18 protein-coding genes and 1 tRNA gene are annotated in these 19,319 nt (G+C 47.2%); 15 read left to right on the top strand and 4 right to left on the bottom strand.

Annotation, left to right across the window (positions count from 1 at the left end):
* On the top strand, window positions 1-621 hold the full coding sequence (lexA, locus tag ROJ03_RS04940; RefSeq protein ID WP_313725888.1) for a transcriptional repressor LexA: 621 nt from the start codon (window positions 1-3) through the stop codon (window positions 619-621).
* Window positions 618-1,649 carry a DNA polymerase III subunit delta gene (gene holA / locus ROJ03_RS04935; RefSeq protein ID WP_313725887.1) on the top strand — a complete coding sequence of 344 codons (1,032 nt, stop codon included), beginning with the start codon at window positions 618-620 and terminating at the stop codon, window positions 1,647-1,649. Before lexA ends, holA begins: the two co-directional genes overlap by 4 nt.
* On the opposite strand, the gene uvrC is transcribed toward holA, so the two are convergent.
* Window positions 1,646-3,493 (bottom strand): excinuclease ABC subunit UvrC, encoded by a 1,848-nt coding sequence (gene uvrC / locus ROJ03_RS04930; RefSeq protein ID WP_313725886.1) that lies wholly within the window; start codon window positions 3,491-3,493, stop codon window positions 1,646-1,648. The two genes, holA and uvrC, sit on opposite strands and share 4 nt — an antisense overlap.
* A gap of 59 nt (window positions 3,494-3,552) precedes the next feature.
* Here uvrC and ROJ03_RS04925 point away from each other — a divergent pair, with 59 nt between their 5' ends.
* Together ROJ03_RS04925 and ROJ03_RS04920 are read left to right on the top strand one after the other, a co-directional pair.
* A complete protein-coding gene (locus ROJ03_RS04925) occupies window positions 3,553-4,824 on the top strand; it encodes an SPL family radical SAM protein (protein WP_313725885.1) in 1,272 nt (423 codons plus the stop codon).
* Between the two features lie 85 nt (window positions 4,825-4,909).
* Window positions 4,910-5,812, top strand: a complete 903-nt coding sequence (locus ROJ03_RS04920) for a 2-oxoacid:acceptor oxidoreductase (protein WP_313725884.1) — start codon at window positions 4,910-4,912, stop codon at window positions 5,810-5,812.
* Here the strand turns inward: ROJ03_RS04920 and thyX are convergent.
* Both thyX and ROJ03_RS04910 read right to left on the bottom strand, forming a co-directional pair.
* On the bottom strand, window positions 5,805-6,626 hold the full coding sequence (gene thyX, locus ROJ03_RS04915) for an FAD-dependent thymidylate synthase (protein WP_313725883.1): 822 nt from the start codon (window positions 6,624-6,626) through the stop codon (window positions 5,805-5,807). The two genes, ROJ03_RS04920 and thyX, sit on opposite strands and share 8 nt — an antisense overlap.
* Window positions 6,627-6,685: 59 nt before the next feature.
* Window positions 6,686-7,402: an RsmE family RNA methyltransferase gene (locus tag ROJ03_RS04910; protein ID WP_313725882.1), complete on the bottom strand. Its 717-nt coding sequence runs from the start codon at window positions 7,400-7,402 to the stop codon at window positions 6,686-6,688.
* A gap of 47 nt (window positions 7,403-7,449) precedes the next feature.
* On the opposite strand from ROJ03_RS04910, the gene ROJ03_RS04905 reads away from it, so the two are divergent.
* Window positions 7,450-8,412 carry a lipoate--protein ligase gene (locus ROJ03_RS04905; RefSeq protein WP_313725881.1) on the top strand — a complete coding sequence of 321 codons (963 nt, stop codon included), beginning with the start codon at window positions 7,450-7,452 and terminating at the stop codon, window positions 8,410-8,412.
* Here the strand turns inward: ROJ03_RS04905 and malQ are convergent.
* A complete protein-coding gene (malQ, locus tag ROJ03_RS04900) occupies window positions 8,409-9,932 on the bottom strand; it encodes a 4-alpha-glucanotransferase (RefSeq protein ID WP_313725880.1) in 1,524 nt (507 codons plus the stop codon). The two genes, ROJ03_RS04905 and malQ, sit on opposite strands and share 4 nt — an antisense overlap.
* 105 nt (window positions 9,933-10,037) lie before the next feature.
* Here malQ and ROJ03_RS04895 point away from each other — a divergent pair, with 105 nt between their 5' ends.
* From ROJ03_RS04895 to ROJ03_RS04850, 10 genes are all read left to right on the top strand, one after another.
* Window positions 10,038-10,541, top strand: coding sequence for a CarD family transcriptional regulator (locus ROJ03_RS04895; RefSeq protein ID WP_313725879.1), 504 nt, complete (start codon window positions 10,038-10,040; stop codon window positions 10,539-10,541).
* A 1-nt stretch (window position 10,542) separates the two neighbouring features.
* The gene (locus tag ROJ03_RS04890) at window positions 10,543-11,352 is read left to right on the top strand and encodes an IspD/TarI family cytidylyltransferase (RefSeq protein WP_313725878.1); all 810 of its coding nucleotides are present in this window, start codon (window positions 10,543-10,545) and stop codon (window positions 11,350-11,352) included.
* Window positions 11,349-11,819, top strand: a complete 471-nt coding sequence (gene ispF, locus ROJ03_RS04885) for a 2-C-methyl-D-erythritol 2,4-cyclodiphosphate synthase (RefSeq protein ID WP_313725877.1) — start codon at window positions 11,349-11,351, stop codon at window positions 11,817-11,819. The genes ROJ03_RS04890 and ispF overlap by 4 nt, the downstream gene beginning before the upstream one ends.
* 45 nt (window positions 11,820-11,864) lie before the next feature.
* A tRNA-Leu gene (locus ROJ03_RS04880) sits at window positions 11,865-11,948 on the top strand.
* Between the two features lie 138 nt (window positions 11,949-12,086).
* Entirely contained in the window at window positions 12,087-13,244 is a 1,158-nt protein-coding gene (locus ROJ03_RS04875; RefSeq protein WP_313725876.1) for a tyrosine-type recombinase/integrase, read from the top strand.
* 105 nt (window positions 13,245-13,349) lie between these two features.
* Window positions 13,350-14,855 carry a hypothetical protein gene (locus ROJ03_RS04870; RefSeq protein ID WP_313725875.1) on the top strand — a complete coding sequence of 502 codons (1,506 nt, stop codon included), beginning with the start codon at window positions 13,350-13,352 and terminating at the stop codon, window positions 14,853-14,855.
* 62 nt (window positions 14,856-14,917) lie between these two features.
* Window positions 14,918-15,748, top strand: a complete 831-nt coding sequence (locus ROJ03_RS04865; RefSeq protein WP_313725874.1) for a DNA adenine methylase — start codon at window positions 14,918-14,920, stop codon at window positions 15,746-15,748.
* Between the two features lie 71 nt (window positions 15,749-15,819).
* Window positions 15,820-17,298 (top strand): Eco57I restriction-modification methylase domain-containing protein, encoded by a 1,479-nt coding sequence (locus tag ROJ03_RS04860; protein WP_313725873.1) that lies wholly within the window; start codon window positions 15,820-15,822, stop codon window positions 17,296-17,298.
* A complete protein-coding gene (locus ROJ03_RS04855; protein ID WP_313725872.1) occupies window positions 17,291-18,238 on the top strand; it encodes a BsuBI/PstI family type II restriction endonuclease in 948 nt (315 codons plus the stop codon). Before ROJ03_RS04860 ends, ROJ03_RS04855 begins: the two co-directional genes overlap by 8 nt.
* On the top strand, window positions 18,238-19,278 hold the full coding sequence (locus ROJ03_RS04850; protein ID WP_313725871.1) for a DUF4238 domain-containing protein: 1,041 nt from the start codon (window positions 18,238-18,240) through the stop codon (window positions 19,276-19,278). The genes ROJ03_RS04855 and ROJ03_RS04850 overlap by 1 nt, the downstream gene beginning before the upstream one ends.
* Window positions 19,279-19,319: the final 41 nt, after the last annotated feature.

Genomic DNA, 19,319 nt, shown 5'->3' with positions numbered 1-19,319 from the left:
ATGCGAGAGTTGACGGAACGACAGAAGGATGTGGCCCTGTTCATCAGCCAGTTTATCAGGACGAACACCTATGCACCCTCGGTACGGGAGGTGGCGGAGCACTTCAACTTCTCGGTAAAGGCGGCTCATGACCACATCAAGGCCCTGGAGACCAAGAATGTCATCAAGACCACCGATGGGATCTCCCGCTCCATAGAGGTCATCGGTGAGGAGTACTTTCCCCGTGAGGAAATGATCGCCATCCCTGTGCTCGGAACCATTGCAGCGGGCTTGCCTCTGATGAGCGAGGAGAACACCGAGTATCTGCTCAACATCCCCTCTTCCATGCTCAAATCGACACGCAACACCTATTTTGCCCTCAAGATCCGTGGAGAAAGCATGATCGAGGCGGGGATCTTCGATGGCGATGTAGCCATCCTGAGAAAGTGTGATGTGGCAAACACCGGGGACATCGTGGCGGCTTCCGTCGGGGAAGAGGAACCTGGGATTACCCTCAAGCTCTACTACCCTTCCAACGGGAACATCGAGCTGCGCCCCGCAAACTCCTCCCTGGGCTCCATCATTACCCGCTCTTGCAAGATCCACGGGAAACTGCACCTCCTGATAAGGAACTATGCATGACCGCCAGGGCCTATCTGCTGCTCGGTCCCGAAACCGGGGAAAAGGAACTGATGCTCAAGGAGATCCGAAACTCCCTGAAAAAGGAGACAGGTGACGAGCTCGAGATGCATCGCTTCTACCCCTTCGAAACCGAGAATGGGGAGATTCTTGTTGCACTGAACAACAACTCCCTCTTCTCTGACCATCGTCTGGTAATACTCAGCCAGGCTGAAAACCTCAGTGCATCCATGACGGCTTCCCTCGCCGACTACCTTGCCCACCCCTGTGATACGGCGACGCTTGTCATCATAAGTGCGGAGAACTCACTCTCGGCCAAGCTGATGAAGGCAGTCCCCAAAGACAACACCAAGATCTTCTATGAACTGTTCGAAAACCAGAAGTTTGACTGGGTCCGCAACTTCTTCCAGAAGTACGGGCTTGTCATCACCAGCGAAGCGATCGATAGCCTGCTCTCCTTGGTGGAGAACAATACCCAGGAGCTGAGAACCATCGCAAGCCAGCTCACCCTCTTCTGGCAGACAGGAGACAAGAACCGCCCCATCACGGAAGAGGATATCCAGACCTACATCCACCACAGCAGGCAGGAGGATGCCTTTACCCTCTTTCCCTTCATAGCCAAACGGGACCTCAAGCAGAGCATTGCCTCCTTGCACGCAATTCTTGGAAGTGGCGACAGCTCAGCGGGAATCCTGTTGGTATCGGGTCTGCTCTGGCAGTTCAGAAGGCTGCTCTCCATCAAGACCCTGATGCAGGATGGCCTTAGCGAGTACGACGCCTTCAACGGGGCAAATGTCCTCGGCAAGGGTTCCCCCATACGCAACCCACGCGACAAGGGTGTCTATCACCAGGCTGTGATCAACTACTCACTGGATGAGTGTAGGGCCATCATAACGGTGTGCGCCGATGCCGACCTGGAGAGCAAGGAAGCGGGCAGCGAGATGCTTCCGTTGATGCTGGAGAGGATGCTCTACCGCATCATTTCCGCCAAGGGGAGAAAACTCACCACAGTCAATTTTGCATCCCTCTAGAGATTGAGGCTTTTGAGCAGGCGCTGGGCAACAGGCAGGGGTATCTCCCCCTCCTTTGCCAGCTCTTCTGCCGGTTTGCTGAGCATCGCTTCCAGGCTTCCGAACTTCTTCATCAGTGCAACGCTACGCTTCTTGCCTATCCCCTCAACAGACTCAAGCAACTGGAAGGACGCCTCGTGGCTTCTTGCAGCCTGGTTGGCACTGGTAGCAAACCGGTGGCACTCGTCACGTACAGCAATGACCAGGCGGAGGGCTTCGCTATGCTCAGGAAGCAGCAGAGGTGGACGATCATCATCGAATATGATCGTCTCCACCCTCTCGGCGAGGCCGATGATGGGGATGTCGAACATCCCCAGGTCATCCAGGATTTCACGTACCGCATTGACCTGGCCCTTGCCTCCGTCGACAATGAGGAGGTTCGGCCTCTCAAGCTTTTCGTTGAGTATCTTGGTATATCTTCTGGCAGCTGCCTCACGCATCGACTCGAAGTCGTCGATCTTCCCATGCAGGCTCTTGATGTTGTACCTGCGATAGTTGGGTTTGTCGGGGTTCCCGTCCCTAAACGAGATGAGGGAGGCAACGGTATATTTTCCTGAGAGCTGTGCAATGTCGAACCCCTCGATCAGGGAGGGGGGTGCGTTGAGGTTGAGCACCTGGGCAAGCTCGACGAGAGCCTGGCTGTTGTCCTTGCTCTTCAGTCGCTTCTCCACATCCCTGGAGGCATTCTCCCTTGCCATCCTCAGTATCCTGAAGTGCTTGCCATCCAGGGGAAGGCTCACCTCAAGGCGTCCACCAAGCTGCTGCTCGAAGTACTGCCTGATGAGGTCAACATCTATCTCGTGGGAGACATAGAGGAACTGGGGTAGCTTCATCCCGTCGGCATAGTACTGGACCAAAAAGTTGAGTAGGGTCTCAGTCTCCTCGCCCAGGGTTTCGGCCCTGTACAGGGCACGGCCGATGAGCCGTCCGTCACGCATCTGCATCAGCGATATGGTACACAGGGGCCCTCGCATCTCAATGGCAGCGTAATCACGGCTCTCCTGCACAAAATCCTGCACCTGTTGTTCGCTTGAGGTTGTCGTTATGGCTGCAAGCTGGTCACGCTTGACAGCAGCCTCCTCGAAGTTCAGGGCCTTGCTAGCAGAGGCCATTTCGGCCTTGAGCTTCTTGACCAGGGCCTCTGTCTTGCCTTCCAGCAGGTCGACTACAGCTGAGACCGAACGGGCGTACTCCTCTTGGGTGACGAGGCCAGCGCAGGGTCCGCTACAAAGCCCGATATGGTAGTAGAGGCAGGGCTTGTCGCGCTTACGCAGGGGTATGCCACACCGACGCAGGGGAAAGAGCTTTTCGATGAGGTCGAGATAGAGATCCAGCTTGCCCCCATCGGGAAAGGGGCCGAAGTACCGCGATCCGTCGTTGATGATCCTCCGCGTCTTGAACACCTTGGGAAAGGGCTCGTTGGTGATGCGGATCATCTGGTAGCTCTTTCCATCCTTCAGGGAGATATTGTAATGAGGGGAGTATTTCTTGATGAGGTTGTTTTCCAGGACGAGGGCCTCGAACTCATTGCCTGTGATGATGTGCTCGATGGTGACGATCTTCTTGACCAGGGCCGCAGTCTTGGCACTGCGGTTGGCCAGGAAGTAGCTTACCACACGCTTACGCAGGTCCTTGGCCTTTCCGATATAGATGATGGTCCCACTGCTGTCCTTCATCAGATAGACACCGCTGGCATGGGGAAGCTCCTTAGCCTGCTCGGCAGGGGGAAGGGCTTCTCTGACCTCGCTGCCGAAACTCTCTATCTCGGTTTCGGTGCTGTAGGGTTTGTCATCATCACGTTTCATGCACCTAGCATAATCATACGAACTTGTTTTGGCAATCGGGAACCGGTACAATGGCCCATATGGAACATATCCTCTTCAAAAGCCTGCCTCAGAGTGAACAAACATATCTTACAGAGCTGGATGGCCGTTACTCCTTTAGCTTTCAGGAACAAAGGCAGCTCATTGAGGCGGCATGTGACCTCCTGCAGTGGAAGATGGGTCCCCTCTCCCTCTGGATAGAGGAAGGCCGGTATGCAAAGCAACAGGGGAAAAGGAGGGCCAAGGCCCTGCTTTCCGACCTCATCGAAAAGGTTGACCTGGAAAGGAAAAAACCCACACAGTACGCACATTTCTTTCCGGCAGAACGAATGCCCGACAAGTATCAGAGCGTCATCGTCCAGAATGACAAGCTGATGGGACGCTGCCCTTGCCCGGTGGAGGGGGAGAAGACTCGCTGTTGCAACCTCAGGACCCTCGATGCAGTCCAGCAGTGCGCCTTCGGATGCTCCTACTGCTCCATCCAGTCCTTCTACAATAGCCATGAGATTCAGGTGGTGGGAAATCTAGAGCAACGGCTGGAGAGCCTTGAGCTGGAAGAGGACGTTTGGCATATCGGCACAGGGCAGAGCAGCGACTCACTCCTGTGGGGAAATGATTTCGGTACCCTTGATGCACTACAGACCTTGGCCAGACGCTATCCCCAGACAATCATAGAGCTCAAGACAAAAAGCCATCGTACCGACTGGGTTGATATGCAGCTGTGCCCGAACATCGTTGCCACCTGGTCGCTCAACGCCCCTACCATCATCGAAAAGGAAGAACACCTTACCGCAACGCTCGACCAACGCCTTGGCGCTGCAAGGGCAGCGGCAGACAAGGGGATTCCCATTGGCTTCCACCTCCACCCCATGGTCTGGTTCGTTGGATGGAAAGAGGAGTACCGCTCCCTTATAGAGAGGGTGTGTGCAACCTTCAGGCCAGAGGAACTGGTGATGTTCTCTTTCGGCACCCTGACCTTTACCAAGGCAGTGCTTCGAGAACTGAGAAGCCAGAAGAGGGAGAGCCGTATCCTGGACATGGAGCTGACCCCGGCCGCGGGGAAATACTCCTATCCTCTCGAAACGAAGAGGGAACTCTTCTCATTCGCCTACTCCTGCTTTCCAGAAAGGTGGAAAGAAGATGGCCCCTTCTTCTACCTCTGCATGGAAGATCCTTCGCTCTGGGAACCAACTTTTGGCTACAGCTACCCCACTGACAAGAGCTTTGAGGCTGCCATGAAAAAGAGTTATCAGAAAAGGGTGGCCCTCATTGCAGGTAATAGGATGCAGAAACCGCTAGACAAACAAGAATGAGTGGCTATTCCTCTCTTTGTTGACTTGCGTGGGTAGATACCCATGGAGTACACTCAAACCATTGTTACCGGAGGGGTGCTAATTCATGAGCAAACGCAACGATGCCATCAGAATCTATGAGGTTCCAACCTATAAGCAGATCTTTCCCTATATCATGCCAAAAAGGTGTGATTCCCTGGTCTATCAGAACATGGTGTTGGACCTGACCAATGCAGTGGCATTCATCAAGCAGAACAAGCGTCCCGATGGTTCTACCTATAGGATATTCGAACTCTTCATTGCAGCCTTGATGCGGACCATATCCCTTAGGCCTGAACTGAACAGGTTTGTGGCAAACTACAAGTATTGGCAACGCACCGAGCTCTCTGTCAATTTCATCGTCAAGGAAGACTATAAGGATGATGCCCCTGAACACAGCATGCCCCTGTATTTTACCCCTGAGATGACCTTGCCCGAAATTTCGAAGATCATCGACGATGCTATCATCGCCCAGAGGGAACCGGCAAACGAAAACTTTACCGACAAGGCAATCCTCTTTTTCATGGGCTTTCCCAACTGGTTCATCAAGATGCTGGTCGGTCTGGCAGGGTTTCTCGATCGCAAAGGAAATGCACCCAAGGCCCTTAGGGATGCCGATGGGCTCCATACCACCATCTTCATCAGCAACATGGGCAGCATTGGCCTTGGCGGGGGAAGCCCCCACCACCACCTCTATGAATGGGGTACCACCAGCCTGTTCGCAACCATGGGAATCCTAAGAAGGGTCCACAAGACGGTGGGGGATGTGAAGACACACTCCGACACGATGGAGGTGGGCTTTACCGTCGACGAGAGGATCACCGACGGCTTCTATTTCACCAAGTCGATCAAGCTGTTGCAGGATCTTTTGAATGAGCCTGTCCTGCTGACCATGAAACCCACCCTTCCCCCTCCACCGCTGACCAAGAAAGAGTACAAGCGGAAAAGGAAGGCGAGCAAGCTTAGGTAAGCTTCTCGTCAAAGAGGTCCTTGGCCCTGCCCTTCAGCGGATTCTCCTCACCCTTCAACACTGCCTTCAAGGCTTCAAGTTCACTTGCACTGAAGGTCTTTGCCCCCCTCTTGTGCTCCTCAAAGGCCTCGGTTGCTATCGGGCAGACCTTGCGTATCATCTCAAGGATGGTCTGGGCGTAGATGCGGATCTCATACTGGGCATGGGGATCGAGGCGCAGCTGCAGGAAATGGAAGAGGTTGTGCAAATCCATCTGCCAGTACCACTCGGTATAGAGGCTGAGTGGTAGGTCGATCCTTGCAAGTTCCCGTGCAATTCCCATATCCAGCAACTTCTGGTAGTTTTCATAGCTTCTCTTCTGGTCTTCAGCGAGCAGGTCAAGGACCTGCTGGGCTACTGCAGGATCGACAGCCTCGGGCTTTCGGCCCTGCTTGTTGTCCTCGCTCTGGAAGTTGATGTGCTGGGGATCGGGGCGGTAGCAGTCGTCACTCATGACACTGTACCTTCCGCTGATCTCATTGACCCTTCCTGTCCTGTGACGGATCCACTGCCGTGCCACAAAGATGGGCATGCGGACATGGAAGGTGAAGTTGACCTGTTCAAAGGGAGAGGTGTGGTCGTTCCGTAGGAGGTAGGTTATCAGGCCCTTGTCCTGCCGGTAGGTCTTTGTACCACTGCCATAAGAGACACGGGCACTCTGGACGATGCGTTCATCGCTTCCCAGATAGTCTACAAGGCGGACAAAACCGTGATCGAGGACAGGGAATTCCTTATCGAGGATCTCTTCAGCTTCAGGTACGATACAGTGGGCCATGGTCAACTCCTTATTCTACTTTGCCCATTATGCAAACAACGGCGCCCAAGGGCAAGGGCCTACAACAATCCCATCCTTCCCATCAGGACGCCCAAGCCTGAGGTGCAGGCGGTTTCGGTCCTGAGGATCCGCTTGCCAAGCGAGGCTGGAACAAACCCAGACGCAACGAATAGGGAACGCTCACGGTCGGTGAACCCTCTTTCACCCCCGATGGCCAGCACTGCAGGCTGGATGGGGATGTCAAACGTCGAAAGGGGCCTGCCCTGCAGCACATTGTCCAGGAAGATTCTCAGCGATGAGGGATCAACCTGAGTGATGGCACTTTCGATGGAAGGGGCAAAGACAACTTCACTCACCCCCGTCTCCCCGCTTTGCATCGCTCCGTCGAGGAGGATGGACCGGTACTCCCCACTCTTGTAGAGGTTGGCATCCGCATAGGATTTCTCTGTCGTATCACTTCCGCTGAGTATGATCCGTTCTACTCCCAGGCTTACAGCTTCCCTCAGGATCCTCCGCATGCAGATGGGCCTGACCTGGGCTACCAGAAGGGTTATTGGATACAAGGGATGTGATGAGGGCCCTTCCCGAAAGCTGAACCAGAGGTTTTCCTTGTCAATATTGAGGATGGTCGCAACCCCTTTTGCTCTGTTCACCACCCCGGCAAGGAATTGTCCCCCTATGCCAAGTTTCAGAATTTTCTGTATGTGGGAGGCTCGGTAATCAGAGAGAGGAAGGGCGTTTTCCCCCTCCAAATGGTCAAAAAGGATGATATTCATGGTCAAGACTATAGCATAGTGGCCCTCAAGAAAGATAGAGTGGGTTTATGAACAGAGCCATATACCTTGCAACAACACATGACTGTGCGGCAAATCTGGCAGGAGAAGCCTATCTCATTGACCAGGATATAGACCACATCCTCTACCTGTGGGTGAATGACCCGTGTATCGTCATCGGGCGCTTCCAAAACCCCTATAGCGAGTGCAATCTAGAGAGGATGGAGGAAGACTCCGTCCAGCTGGTACGGAGGAAGAGCGGAGGCGGGGCTGTCTACCATGACAGGGGGAACCTCTGCTTTACCTTGATTGGGAAAAAGGAGTCCTCCACGAAAGAGGAGAACTTCAACCTGGTCCTCCAGGGTCTCAGGAATCTGGGAATAGAGTGCACGCTCTCAGGGCGAAACGACATCCTGCTTGACGGCAAGAAGATCTCGGGCAATGCCTTCCAGACCACCGCCACCCGATTCTGCCACCATGGGACGCTGCTCATTACCAGCGACCTTAGTGTGATGGCCAACTACCTTACCCCGAGCGAAACCAAACTGGCCTCAAAGGCGGTAAAATCGGTAGCTTCCCGGGTAAGCAACCTCAGTGAGGCAAAGAAGGACATCACCACAGAAGAGGTACAGAAAGCCCTCATCGATGCCTTCTGCGAAAAATATGGGACCACACCTGTCGTGGAGATCGATTTCAAGGAGCTCGAAGAGGCCAAGGCCAACTACAGGCTCTTTGGGGACAGGGACCTGATCCTGGAGAAGACCCCGCAGTTCACCCACTCACTGAACCATCGGTTCAGCTGGGGTGAAGGGACACTCAGCCTCGATGTCGACAGGAAGATGATAGTCAAGGTGCACCTCTTCACCGATTCACTGGATACCTCTATTGCTGAGAGGATGGTAGAAACATTGGAGGGCGTCACCTACGATAGGCAAGCCCTCCAAATGGTAATGGATCGATGCACGGAGGAGGATGTGCTGGAACTGCTCACCTACCTTGTAAGCCAGTTCTAGAGCCCTTCCCGCCCGTATATCTCAATAAGGCCGCGCAGGCGATCGATCCGCCACTCTTCGATATCCAGACTCTTCAGCCTCCAGCTCCAGTTGCTCTGCCCACAGGTCGAGGGTACGTTCATGCGGGCCTCGGCGCCAAGGTCCAGCAGGTCCTGCATGGGAAGCACCGCATCCTTGGATGCAGAGAGCAGCATGACACGGATCATCTGCCAAACGATCTGGTCATCGGGTGCCTCAAGATAGCGGCGTACCTTGTCCTTGGTCGTAGGGTCAAGGGCAGAGTACCAACCCCGGGTGGTGTTGTTGTCATGGGTTCCTGTGTAGATGACGCTGTTGTACTGGCAGTTGTGGGGAAGATAGAGGTTGGTGGTATCCAGTGCCCCATCCTTCAGGCCAAAGGCAAACTGCAGGATCTTCATCCCCGGCAGGTTGTTGGAGTCACGCAGCTCTTCCACATCGGCTGTGATGACCCCCAAGTCTTCGGCAATGAGGGGGATGTCATCACCAAGGGCTTTCTTCAGCGCAGCAAAGAGTTTTTTCCCTGGAGAGGGAACCCATTTGCCGTTGATGGCAGTCTGCTCTCCCTTGGGGATCTCCCAGTAGGCGGCAAAGCCCCTGAAGTGGTCGATCCTTATGATGTCACATACCTCAAGGGTCTTCTCAATCCTCTTGATCCACCAGGCAAATCCATCCTTCTCGTGCTCTTTCCAGTTGTAGACAGGGTTTCCCCAGTGCTGGCCTTCGTCAGAGAAGGCATCTGGTGGGACACCGCTGGAGGCGGTCTGCACACCTTGGGCATCCATCTTGAAGAGATGGCGGTTCGCCCAGGCATCGACGCTGTCAGGAGCCACGAATATGGGGATGTCCCCAACTATGGAGACCTGGTGCTGGTTGGCATACTCCTTGACCCTTGCATATTGGGAAAAGAAGAGGAACTGCAGGACCTTGAACCGCTCTATCTCAATTGCATGGGTAGAACGGGCTTCAAGTAGCGCTTCGCTGTCGCGAAGGCGCAAGGCCTCGGGCCATACCGAGTACCAACGTGAGTCGTTATACACCCCACACAACACCTGATAGAGGGCATAGTCGTCAAGCCACCAGGCGTTTTCCTTGCAGAAAGCCTCATACTGGGCAGTTATCTCCGGCTCGTTGTCGGCCAAGAAAGCATCTGCTGCCTTGACAAGCAGCGGCTCCTTGAACTTCCTCACCGCCTCATAGTCGATGCGGTCGAGAGGGAATTCTGGGGCGACCAGGACATCTTCCACTTCCAGGTAGCCATCATAGGCGAGGGTCTTCAAATCGATGAGCAGCTCGTTCCCGGCAAAGGTCGAACGGGCAGCATAGGGAGAGTCCCCATAGCCGGTAGGGCCGAGTGGAAGTATCTGCCAAAGTGTTACCTTGGCGCTCTTAAGTAGGTCGACAAAGGCAAGGGCCTCATCGCCAAAACATCCAATTCCATGTGTAGAGGGCAACGATGTAGGGTGCAGCAGCACGCCACATCTTCGTTTTAGGTGTTCCATGGTTGTAACTATACCCTATTCATGAGGTTTGTGGCTATTGGTCGCAGTATTGCAATTACTTTGGCCTTGCTTGTTCTAAGCGTAAAAATAGGGTATAATGGGCCTATGAGTTCATTGCAGGATTATGTTCAGTTTTCAGTTGGTGACCACGTTGTCTACCCTTTACAAGGTGTAGGCGTCATTAAGCGCGTTGAAGAGCGCATCTTCAGAGGTGCACAGACCCTCTACTATGTCATCTATCTGGATATCTCCGACATGACTGTCATGATACCGGTGGACAAGTCAGATGAGATGGGCATCAGGGCTATCGTTCCCCAGGAAGAGGCACAGGCTGCCATCGACACCATTTCAAGCAAGTACGAGCCTATGCCAGTTGACTGGAAGGCCCGCTACCAGATGAATGTCGACCTGCTCAGGCAGGGTTCCATAGCCTCCATAGCCAAGGTTGTGCAGGCCCTCTACCACCGTAGCAAGATCAAGGAGTTGCCTGTCCAGGAACGCAAACTGTACGACAATGCCCTGAGGCTTCTCATAGATGAGACAGCCTACTCTATGGACAGGGACAAGAAGGAGATCGAACTGCTTGTCTTCTCCCGTCTGGAGAAATAGCATGGGTTTTCCAGAACATGCGGTAATCGTGACGGCTGCTGGCAGCAGCGATAGGTTCAACAAGCAAGGCCATGGTGTCAAGAAGGAGTATCTCTCCATCGATGGGCACTCGGTGCTCTTTCGGTCGATAGAGCCTTTTTTGCAGATCCCGAACTGTAGGGCCATCCTGGTCACCCACCCCGAAGGGATGGAGGACCAGTGCGCAGTTGCCTTGGAAGATCTGTTTGAGCAGAATTTTATCCCAATCATCCTGGTACAAGGGGGGAAGGACAGGCAGCAGTCTGTCTTCAACGCCTTGAAGATGCTTGGAACCATGTCCCTTCCCATCGACTATGTAGCGATCCATGATGGGGCACGTTGCTTCGTTACCTCTGACCTGATCATACGCACCCTGGCAACAGCTACGGTGTTTGGAGGGGCAGTCCCTGCCCTTCCCCCTACCGATGCACTGAAGAGCATTGATGCCAATGGCATCATCGTCTCCCACATTGCAAGGGCAGAAACGGTAGCTGTCCAGACCCCCCAGATCTTCCACTATCCTGAGATTCTTACAGCCCACCAGAGCGCCAGCACAAATGGCAAGAGCTATGTCGATGATACCCAGGTCTTTACCGATTTTGGCATGAGCGTGGGTATCTGTGAAGGGGATCGCGCCAATCGCAAGATTACCTACATCGAAGATATCCCTGATGCTGAAGAGCAGATAGACCAATATCTAACGAACCTTGAGGAAGGCAAGAGAAAGGCAAAGGCCGCAATTGCCCTTGAACAGGCGATGAGCCAGGTAAAGAGAGAGGAAGCCCAACCATGAGAATTGGCAGTGGATGGGATATTCACCCCCTGGTCAAAGACCGGAAGCTCATCCTGGGAGGCTGTCACATCCCCCATGACAAGGGAGAGGCCGGCCACAGCGATGGCGATGTCCTGATCCATGCAATCATCGATTCCATCCTGGGCTCCCTTGCAAAAGGGGACATAGGGTCCCATTTCCCTGACACAGACCCTGCCTACAAGGATGTAGATAGCCAGGAACTCCTCAAACGGGTCCTCAAGGAGGATCTGCCCCCCTACTCCATCGAGAACCTCGACACCACCATCATCCTTCAGCGACCAAAGCTGCGGGAACATATTGATGCAATACGCATGAACCTCGCAAAACTCCTGGAAATCAGCGTTGACCAGGTTTCCGTAAAGGCCAAGACTGCTGAAGGGATGCTCAACGAAGTGGGAAAAGGGGAAGCGATCATAGCACAGGCAACAGTGCTGATTTCAAAATAAACTCTGTTGACATACAATCCAAAAATACTCTATAGTTTGCACTGCGCCCAGGTGGCGGAACTGGTAGACGCGCTAGGTTCAGGTCCTAGTGGCCGCAAGGTCGTGAAAGTTCGAGTCTTTTCCTGGGCACTATTGGCAAACCTTTGATATGCAAGAAATTGCTTCAGGTTTGCCTTTTTTATTGTTTCGCATAACCCAGCAATTTTTGGAACAGTTTTTACTACTGTGCACAGTTGTGTGCACAGTAAGAATCCGAAGGGGCTGATTATGAGAGCAAGAGAACCGTTTACATTATACAAAAGGAAAATGGGAAACAAGATTGTTTTTTATTACGTGGTGTATGATGAGTCTGGTTGTAGGAGAAAATTCTCTACAGGATGCATGACAAAGACCCAGGCGATGGCCTATGTCATGGAACTCTATAGAACAAACTCACTTATCCCAGACAGGAAGAAACCCGCTCCAGCCTTGACGCTCAAAGAATACACCCTAACTTGGTGGAAAGAGGGATGTAGCTATATCAAAGCTGAGGCTCTTCGTGGAAGGGTCCTCACACAACAATATATCAAGACCAACCGACAGCTTATGGAGAAGTATATCCTTCCCACTTTTGGCCCTTCACCACTATCAGAGATCACTACCAACAAAATTGAAAACTGGCAGCGTTATCTCCTGGATAAAAAAAAGCTAGCACCAAAAAGCGCAAACAACATCCTCTCAATCCTCTCTGTAATGATGGATGAGGCCAGACGCCAAAATATTATCCCAACCAATCCATGCAGCGAGGTAAGGACATTGGCAAAAAACAGCAAAGCTCGAGGGATCCTGACACTCGAGGAAGCAAAGGACCTCCTGACAAATCTAGCATATTGGGATAATCCGGTTGCTTATGCAGCTTCCTTGCTGGCTGCATGCACTGGAATGAGATTAGGTGAAATCAGGGCACTACGGCCTTCAGATATCAAAGATGGATATATTCATATTCAACACAGTGTGGATCTTCAAGGAGCTCTTAAAGACACAAAAACAGGAGATTCAAGGGATCTTCCCCTACCCCCTCGCCTGATGGCTACTCTTATAGAACTATGTAGGCATGTTGAAAAATGTGATCGAGTTTTTTCTATAGCAGGAATCCCATTGAGCTCAAAGACGATCAGGAATGGCCTTTACCAGGCACTAATCGCTAAAGGAATCAGCGAAAAGGAACGTGAAAAAAGAAACATCACTTTCCATTCGTGGCGTCATTTTCTGAACTCCCAGCTCCTTTCACAAGGGGTGAATGCAGAAAAGACCAGAAAGATAACTGGCCACGCAACTGCATCGATGACAGAACATTATTCTCATTTTCTTGTGGAAGATTTTAGGGATGTACTGCAAGTTACAGAAGGAATAATAGTTAAAAATACAACCATAGAAAAAAATTGACTCATAATTCATGATTTTTATAGGTTTTGTTTGACTTATTGGCATTCATGATCAACCATGATTGCTATAAGTATATATAAGTGGCTAGGTTTGGAGGTATTAATCATGTTCAAAATCACGTCTTTCTCTCCTTTACAACTAAAGCTTGACGAAAAGAATCCTAGATTCAAAGTATCTGTGAGTTCCAGCCAAAAAGATATTCGTGAATACATGTTGATTAATGAAGACCTCATTTCATTGTCTAAAAAAATCAATGACATGGGGGTATTGTTACCAGGAGAGCGAATAGTAGTAGTCAAGGAAAATAATGAGAATATCGTTCTAGAAGGAAATAGACGTACAGCTATCTATCAGATGTTTCTCGATAGAAAGCTAGTACCTAAGTCTTATGAGAGAATATTCCCACATCCGAGCGCAGCTTTACTTGATGAAATTACCACCATTCCCATAGATCTTGTAGAATCACGCGAGCAAGCCATGCCTTATCTTGCAGCACGACATATTGAAGGTGTTAAACAATGGTCATCAGTTTCCAAATGGAGAATATCATATGATTATTATATTCAAGGCAAATCATCTCAAGAGATTGCAGATATATTGATGTTGTCTTCTTCAGATACTAAAAAGTTTATCTGTAATTATAAAATACTTAATCAAGGTATCTCATCCAATATCTGGAAAGATGATGAAAAAAAGAAATTGACTTTACTAACTATTGAACCAGATAAGCTAATTCGAATATTGAGAACCAGAGAAGCCACCTCTTTACTAAATCTCTCATTTGATGATGACTACAATCTTGTCTCAAATACAAGTTATATTACAAAACAAAAATTAGATAAGATTATTGTTGAGTTTACTCGAAAAGCATTTATTGATAATACTTTAAATACAAGGTCCTCTTTGAAGGACAAAAACATCAAAACATTAATCGAAGAAATCATACCCGAGTTGAAGCAACTACATTTAACTCAATCAGCAGATGATTCACAAACTAAGGATTCTACTGAAATTTTCCAACCAGATGCCCAGGTTAACGCCTCCCCGCAAACTGATTCAACAAATAAATCAAGGACTTTAAGCCCAACGGAAAGTAGTAATCCTCCACTACGACCTTCAGGCAAACAATTGCCCTATTTCTTTGAAGGTCTTGATCCCTCTCATTTAGATAGAACGAATCAACTTTGCCATGGGCTAATACAGATTTGTAAGGAAATTGCAATTATTTCGCGAAAACGCATGATTGAAGATTTTCCAATTTGTGGAGCATTCCTAACAAGAAGTTTGTTAGAATATTCTATAAAATATTATTCTCAAACACATAAGATCCTCAATTCTGACAAATTTATTTGGCAAGAAATTGCTACCCATGACAATATGAAATTAAGTGTAATCATTGAGCGTTTTTGTAAAGAAAGTTCTATATCTAATTATGTTTCTGACAAAAGGATACAAGAATATTTTATAAATATTTTTTCTGACTATAACCTTACAGCAAACCCGCTAAATTGGGTAGTTCATGATCCAAGCAGCTTCCTTCTTTCCTCTGAGAGCTTAATAATGCTTCCAAGGCATGGATTACTTGCTATAATCAATTATTTTATCGCATAACACATAGTTTCTATACCCATACTACATTTTCAATGATAGACTAGCGCAACAAGGAGGTTAGTATGGCATCTTTTCTTTCCCCGTTGAGATATCCCGGTGGTAAATCAGCTTTATATCATAAGATCCTTCCCATCGTTGAAAGAAATGCCTTCAATGGAATCTACATTGAACCCTTCGCGGGAGGATCAGGCTTAGCCCTTAAACTTTTGTTTAATAAGCAAGTTTCAAAAATTATCCTAAATGATTTCGATTACCATATCTATTGTTTCTGGAAATCTTGTATTGACCATACAGAAGAATTCATAGAACTTATCGAGGCATGTGAAGTATGTATTGATACACGAAATATCCAAAAAATATACTATAAAAACCCTAGCCAATATTCGATACTTGAAGTTGGTTTCTCTACTTTTTTCCTTAACAGAACTAATGTATCAGGCATTATTCAAGGAGGTCCAATAGGTGGAGCAGACCAAACTGGAAAATATAAAATCAATGCTAGGTTTAATAAATCTACACTTATTGATCGAATTAAACTTATCGGTGATCAAAAAAATAATATAGAAATATTCAATCAAGATGCGTCAGTATTTTTATCAAAAACAATTTATAATTATGATACTGAAAATACTCTACTCAATATTGATCCTCCATATGTTAAAAAAGGTGCATTACTCTACGAGAATTATTATAGTGAGAGCGATCATGTTGAACTTTCAAATGTGATTCGCACCCTCACCTACAAATGGGTACTTACATATGATGATTGTGAGCTCATCAATGATTTATATCAAGAATATTCAAAGATACAAATCCAATTAAACTATAGAGCTGGGACAAAAAAGGCTGGAAATGAATTATTGATTTTTTCAAACCATATTTCCCAGCCATAATCTCACTTTTTTATGCATACTTGTTCCAAACTTACCTTTCAGAAAATACCAAAATCAGGTATGATTTTTCTATGACAACAATGGAATACAATTTAGAAAATGAGCGGAATAATCACATTCAGCATATTGGAGAGGAACACAAGAAAGCTTTAGGACAATATTTTACTCCTGTAAAAATATCCCGCTTCATGGCATCAATGTTCCCCAAGAGTTTTCAAAAATCAATAAGAATTCTGGATCCGGGAGCTGGTATTGGTATTCTGGCATGTTGCCTAATCGAAAGGATCAAGAATGAAAAGTGGCCAATTTTAGACTTGGAAATACAAGCTTATGATATCGACATAGATCTCACCGGGCCTCTTAGAAAGAACCTTAAACTAGCAACTTTGGGTATCGCTTCAAGCATACAGATATCCTCAAATAATTTCCTAGAATCTGCTTGCCAGCCTATACTCTTTGATGATATCAAAAAATACACTCATGTAATTATGAACCCACCTTACGCAAAGATAAATTCCAAATCAAATGAAAGGCTTCTTCTTCGAAACATCGGTGTGGAAACAGGCAATTTATACTCTGGATTCCTTGCAGCGGCCATACACGTCACTGAGGAGCTTGGGCATATAGTTGCAATCATACCCAGAAGCTTTTGTAATGGCGTATATTTCAAACCTTTCCGCCAATACCTGCTTGAGAGATGTTGCATAGAACAGATTCACTTATTTGAAAGCAGAAAAGATACATTCAAAGAAGAATCGGTGCTTCAAGAAAATATTATCATACATCTACAGAAAGGAGCCCAACAAAAAGAAGTTTTGATTTCCTACTCCAGCAAATCAAACCTGGAAAAAATAGAAAAGCAATATTTTCCTTTTTCGAAGATAGTAAATCCCAAGGATATCTCCCAAGTAATAAATATTCCTATTCCTGGAAAACAAATATCAAAAGTTGATTTTTATACAACGCTCATTGAATTAGGCCTTTCAATCTCTACCGGGCCCATCGTTGATTTCAGAATGCGAGATTTACTCCAGGCAGAGTTTAGGAAGGGTACCTACCCTCTTTTATATCCTACTCATTTTAAGGATTTCAAACTGAATTGGCCGAAGACTGGTAAGAAACCAAACGCAATACTTGAAGATCCTTCTGTTAAGAAGCACCTATTTCCTTCCGGGTACTATGTCGTAGTCAAACGTTTTTCCTCGAAAGAAGAACCTCGAAGAATTGTTGCTTCGATCATTACGGAAGAGTCCTTCCCTACTGAGTTCTTCACCATTGAAAACCATCTCAATTTTTTTCATTTCAATAAGCAAGGTTTTGAGAAAGAATTGGCATATGGGTTATTCGTATATCTGAACACTTCGTATGCTGATGAACTTTTTCGAATATTTAGTGGGCATACGCAGGTGAATGCTACGGATCTGAAAAATTTCAATTATCCTGCAAGAAATTTTCTCATAGGGATGGGAAAGGTTGCCTTGAATCAAGATGATTTCAACCAAGCAATATTCGATATGATTTTTCAAAAGGCGGTTAAATCAAATGATTAATATTGAAAAGAAAATTGAAGAAGCTCAGGATGTAATTGCTCAGCTCGGACTTCCGAAGGCACAACAAAACGAGAGAACTGCTTACTGCCTTCTAGCTTTGCTAAACTTGAAACCAGAAAATTCATGGCAGGAAATCGAGAACCCACTTATTGGTATCACACCAATCATGGATTTTACCTCAAAGATTTACAAAAAGACGTATGCCCCAAATTCACGTGAAACATTTCGAAAGGAAAGCATGCATTTATTTGTCCAGGCAGGACTGGTACTGCAAAACCCTGATGATCCAACCAGACCAATCAATAGTCCAAAATGGTGCTACCAAATTGCACCAGAGGCATTTGAATTGATCAAGAAATATGGATCTTCTGAATGGGATGAAAAGCTCAACGAGTATCTCAAAATCAAACCAAGTCTTGCCAAGACCTATGCTGCTGAAAGAACCCAGAATAGAGTCTCCGTCCAAATTAACGGAACGATGAACATTGACCTATCTCGAGGAACTCATAGCGAGTTAATAAAACAGATTATCGAGGAACTTGCACCGCGTTTCCTTCCCAACAGCACATTGATTTATGTTGGCGATACTGGAAAGAAAGACGGCTATTTTGATACTGAAACAGCTCAAGAGATCGGAATCGATTTTGATATACACGGGAAAATGCCTGATGTGATATTCTACAAAAAAGATAAAAATTGGTTAATTTTGGTCGAATCCGTGACAAGCGTTGGGCCGATGGATGGGAAACGTATTATGGAGCTCAATGAACTTTTCAGTGCATGTCTCCTTCCAAAAGTGTTCATAACGGCGTTCCCTGATAAAACTACTTTCTCAAGATTTCTTCCTTCAATTGCATGGGAAACTGAAGTGTGGGTTGCGGATAATCCATCACATATGATTCACTTCAATGGGGACAAATTTCTGGGTCCATATACATAATGGTAATTAAACAACATTTCATCCCCCAATTTTTACTGAGGAATTTTGCAACTGATAGTGATAGTTTGCATCTCAATCTTTTCTTGTTAAAAGAAGAAAGAATTATCACTTATGCAAAAATCCGGAATCAAGCTGAACGACAATATCTTTATGGAAAAGACCAAAAACTTGAGAGTAGGTTTTCGAAAATTGAAGGTTCTGTCGCACCGCTTATCAGTAAGCTATGTGCAGAAGAATTAAAACTTACAGAAGAGGATGATTCCTATCTGAAACTATTCATTGTCACCCAAATGTTTCGAACCCCAACTATGGTGAGCCAACTTAATGAATTTGCGAATAGCTTCAAAGATCTCTTTGATTTAGATAGTAAATTTAAAGACACGCTTGATGAAGCAAATCTTTGTTCAAATGATATTTCTATTTCTATTACAGACCCCTATAAATTCTTTTTTTTAGATATAAAAGAATATTTCTTCATGATCAAAGATTTACATTTTGTTTTGATTCAAGCCCCAAGGACTCAAGAATTTTTAATGGGAGAACACCCTGTTATCTTATTAAATCCTTACTTATTCGAGAAAAAATACAACGGATCGAAGCAGGCTCTCGGGCAAAAAGGTACAGTAATTATTATGCCAATATCTCCCCAAAAAGCTGTAGTTCTTTATGATAAAAGTCGATATAGGATACTAAAGGGAAGTCAAATATCCGAAGACGATGTAAACAAACTTAACTATTGTCAATTTTTAAAAACAAAGGACTGTGTCTATTTTTCTAATTTTATGGATATCGAGAAATTGAGAGAATTTACAATCAAATCTGCCACCTTTAGACATGGCAAAAAATTACTTCAAGAATCCTTAGTAGAGAAAAAAAATAGTAAGGGCATCATTATCGAAAAATTAACTAGGAAGGGAACAATAGACCTTCCAATCATACAACGTTTTAATTTTATCCGATTATTGGAAAATGCATTTCTAAACGAGATCGGTGCAGATATTTCTAGAGAAACACTAATCACACCTCCTAAACAAAAATGATACAAACTCTATATTTTCAATCAAAGAAGCTGTTTCTGACA

Origin of the sequence: Sphaerochaeta sp. PS (assembly GCF_032144095.1) — a bacterium.
GTDB lineage: Bacteria > Spirochaetota > Spirochaetia > Sphaerochaetales > Sphaerochaetaceae > Sphaerochaeta.
The sequence above is the reverse complement of the archived record's forward strand: the minus strand, read 5'-3'. Positions and strand labels throughout refer to the sequence as shown.

Excerpts from the sequence above, each read along its gene's own strand:
- ROJ03_RS04860 (WP_313725873.1), top strand. The coding sequence starts at position 15,820 with ATGACAACAATGGAATACAATTTAGAAAATGAGCGGAATAATCACATT.
- ROJ03_RS04850 (WP_313725871.1), top strand. The coding sequence starts at position 18,238 with ATGGTAATTAAACAACATTTCATCCCCCAATTTTTACTGAGGAATTTT.
- ROJ03_RS04865 (WP_313725874.1), top strand. The coding sequence starts at position 14,918 with ATGGCATCTTTTCTTTCCCCGTTGAGATATCCCGGTGGTAAATCAGCT.
- ROJ03_RS04905 (WP_313725881.1), top strand. The coding sequence starts at position 7,450 with ATGAACAGAGCCATATACCTTGCAACAACACATGACTGTGCGGCAAAT.
- ROJ03_RS04920 (WP_313725884.1), top strand. The coding sequence starts at position 4,910 with ATGAGCAAACGCAACGATGCCATCAGAATCTATGAGGTTCCAACCTAT.
- ROJ03_RS04925 (WP_313725885.1), top strand. The coding sequence starts at position 3,553 with ATGGAACATATCCTCTTCAAAAGCCTGCCTCAGAGTGAACAAACATAT.
- thyX (WP_313725883.1), bottom strand. The coding sequence starts at position 6,626 with ATGGCCCACTGTATCGTACCTGAAGCTGAAGAGATCCTCGATAAGGAA.
- ROJ03_RS04910 (WP_313725882.1), bottom strand. The coding sequence starts at position 7,402 with ATGAATATCATCCTTTTTGACCATTTGGAGGGGGAAAACGCCCTTCCT.
- ROJ03_RS04875 (WP_313725876.1), top strand. The coding sequence starts at position 12,087 with ATGAGAGCAAGAGAACCGTTTACATTATACAAAAGGAAAATGGGAAAC.
- ROJ03_RS04870 (WP_313725875.1), top strand. The coding sequence starts at position 13,350 with ATGTTCAAAATCACGTCTTTCTCTCCTTTACAACTAAAGCTTGACGAA.
- lexA (WP_313725888.1), top strand. The coding sequence starts at position 1 with ATGCGAGAGTTGACGGAACGACAGAAGGATGTGGCCCTGTTCATCAGC.
- malQ (WP_313725880.1), bottom strand. The coding sequence starts at position 9,932 with ATGGAACACCTAAAACGAAGATGTGGCGTGCTGCTGCACCCTACATCG.
- ROJ03_RS04890 (WP_313725878.1), top strand. The coding sequence starts at position 10,543 with ATGGGTTTTCCAGAACATGCGGTAATCGTGACGGCTGCTGGCAGCAGC.
- ispF (WP_313725877.1), top strand. The coding sequence starts at position 11,349 with ATGAGAATTGGCAGTGGATGGGATATTCACCCCCTGGTCAAAGACCGG.
- holA (WP_313725887.1), top strand. The coding sequence starts at position 618 with ATGACCGCCAGGGCCTATCTGCTGCTCGGTCCCGAAACCGGGGAAAAG.
- ROJ03_RS04855 (WP_313725872.1), top strand. The coding sequence starts at position 17,291 with ATGATTAATATTGAAAAGAAAATTGAAGAAGCTCAGGATGTAATTGCT.
- uvrC (WP_313725886.1), bottom strand. The coding sequence starts at position 3,493 with ATGAAACGTGATGATGACAAACCCTACAGCACCGAAACCGAGATAGAG.
- ROJ03_RS04895 (WP_313725879.1), top strand. The coding sequence starts at position 10,038 with ATGAGTTCATTGCAGGATTATGTTCAGTTTTCAGTTGGTGACCACGTT.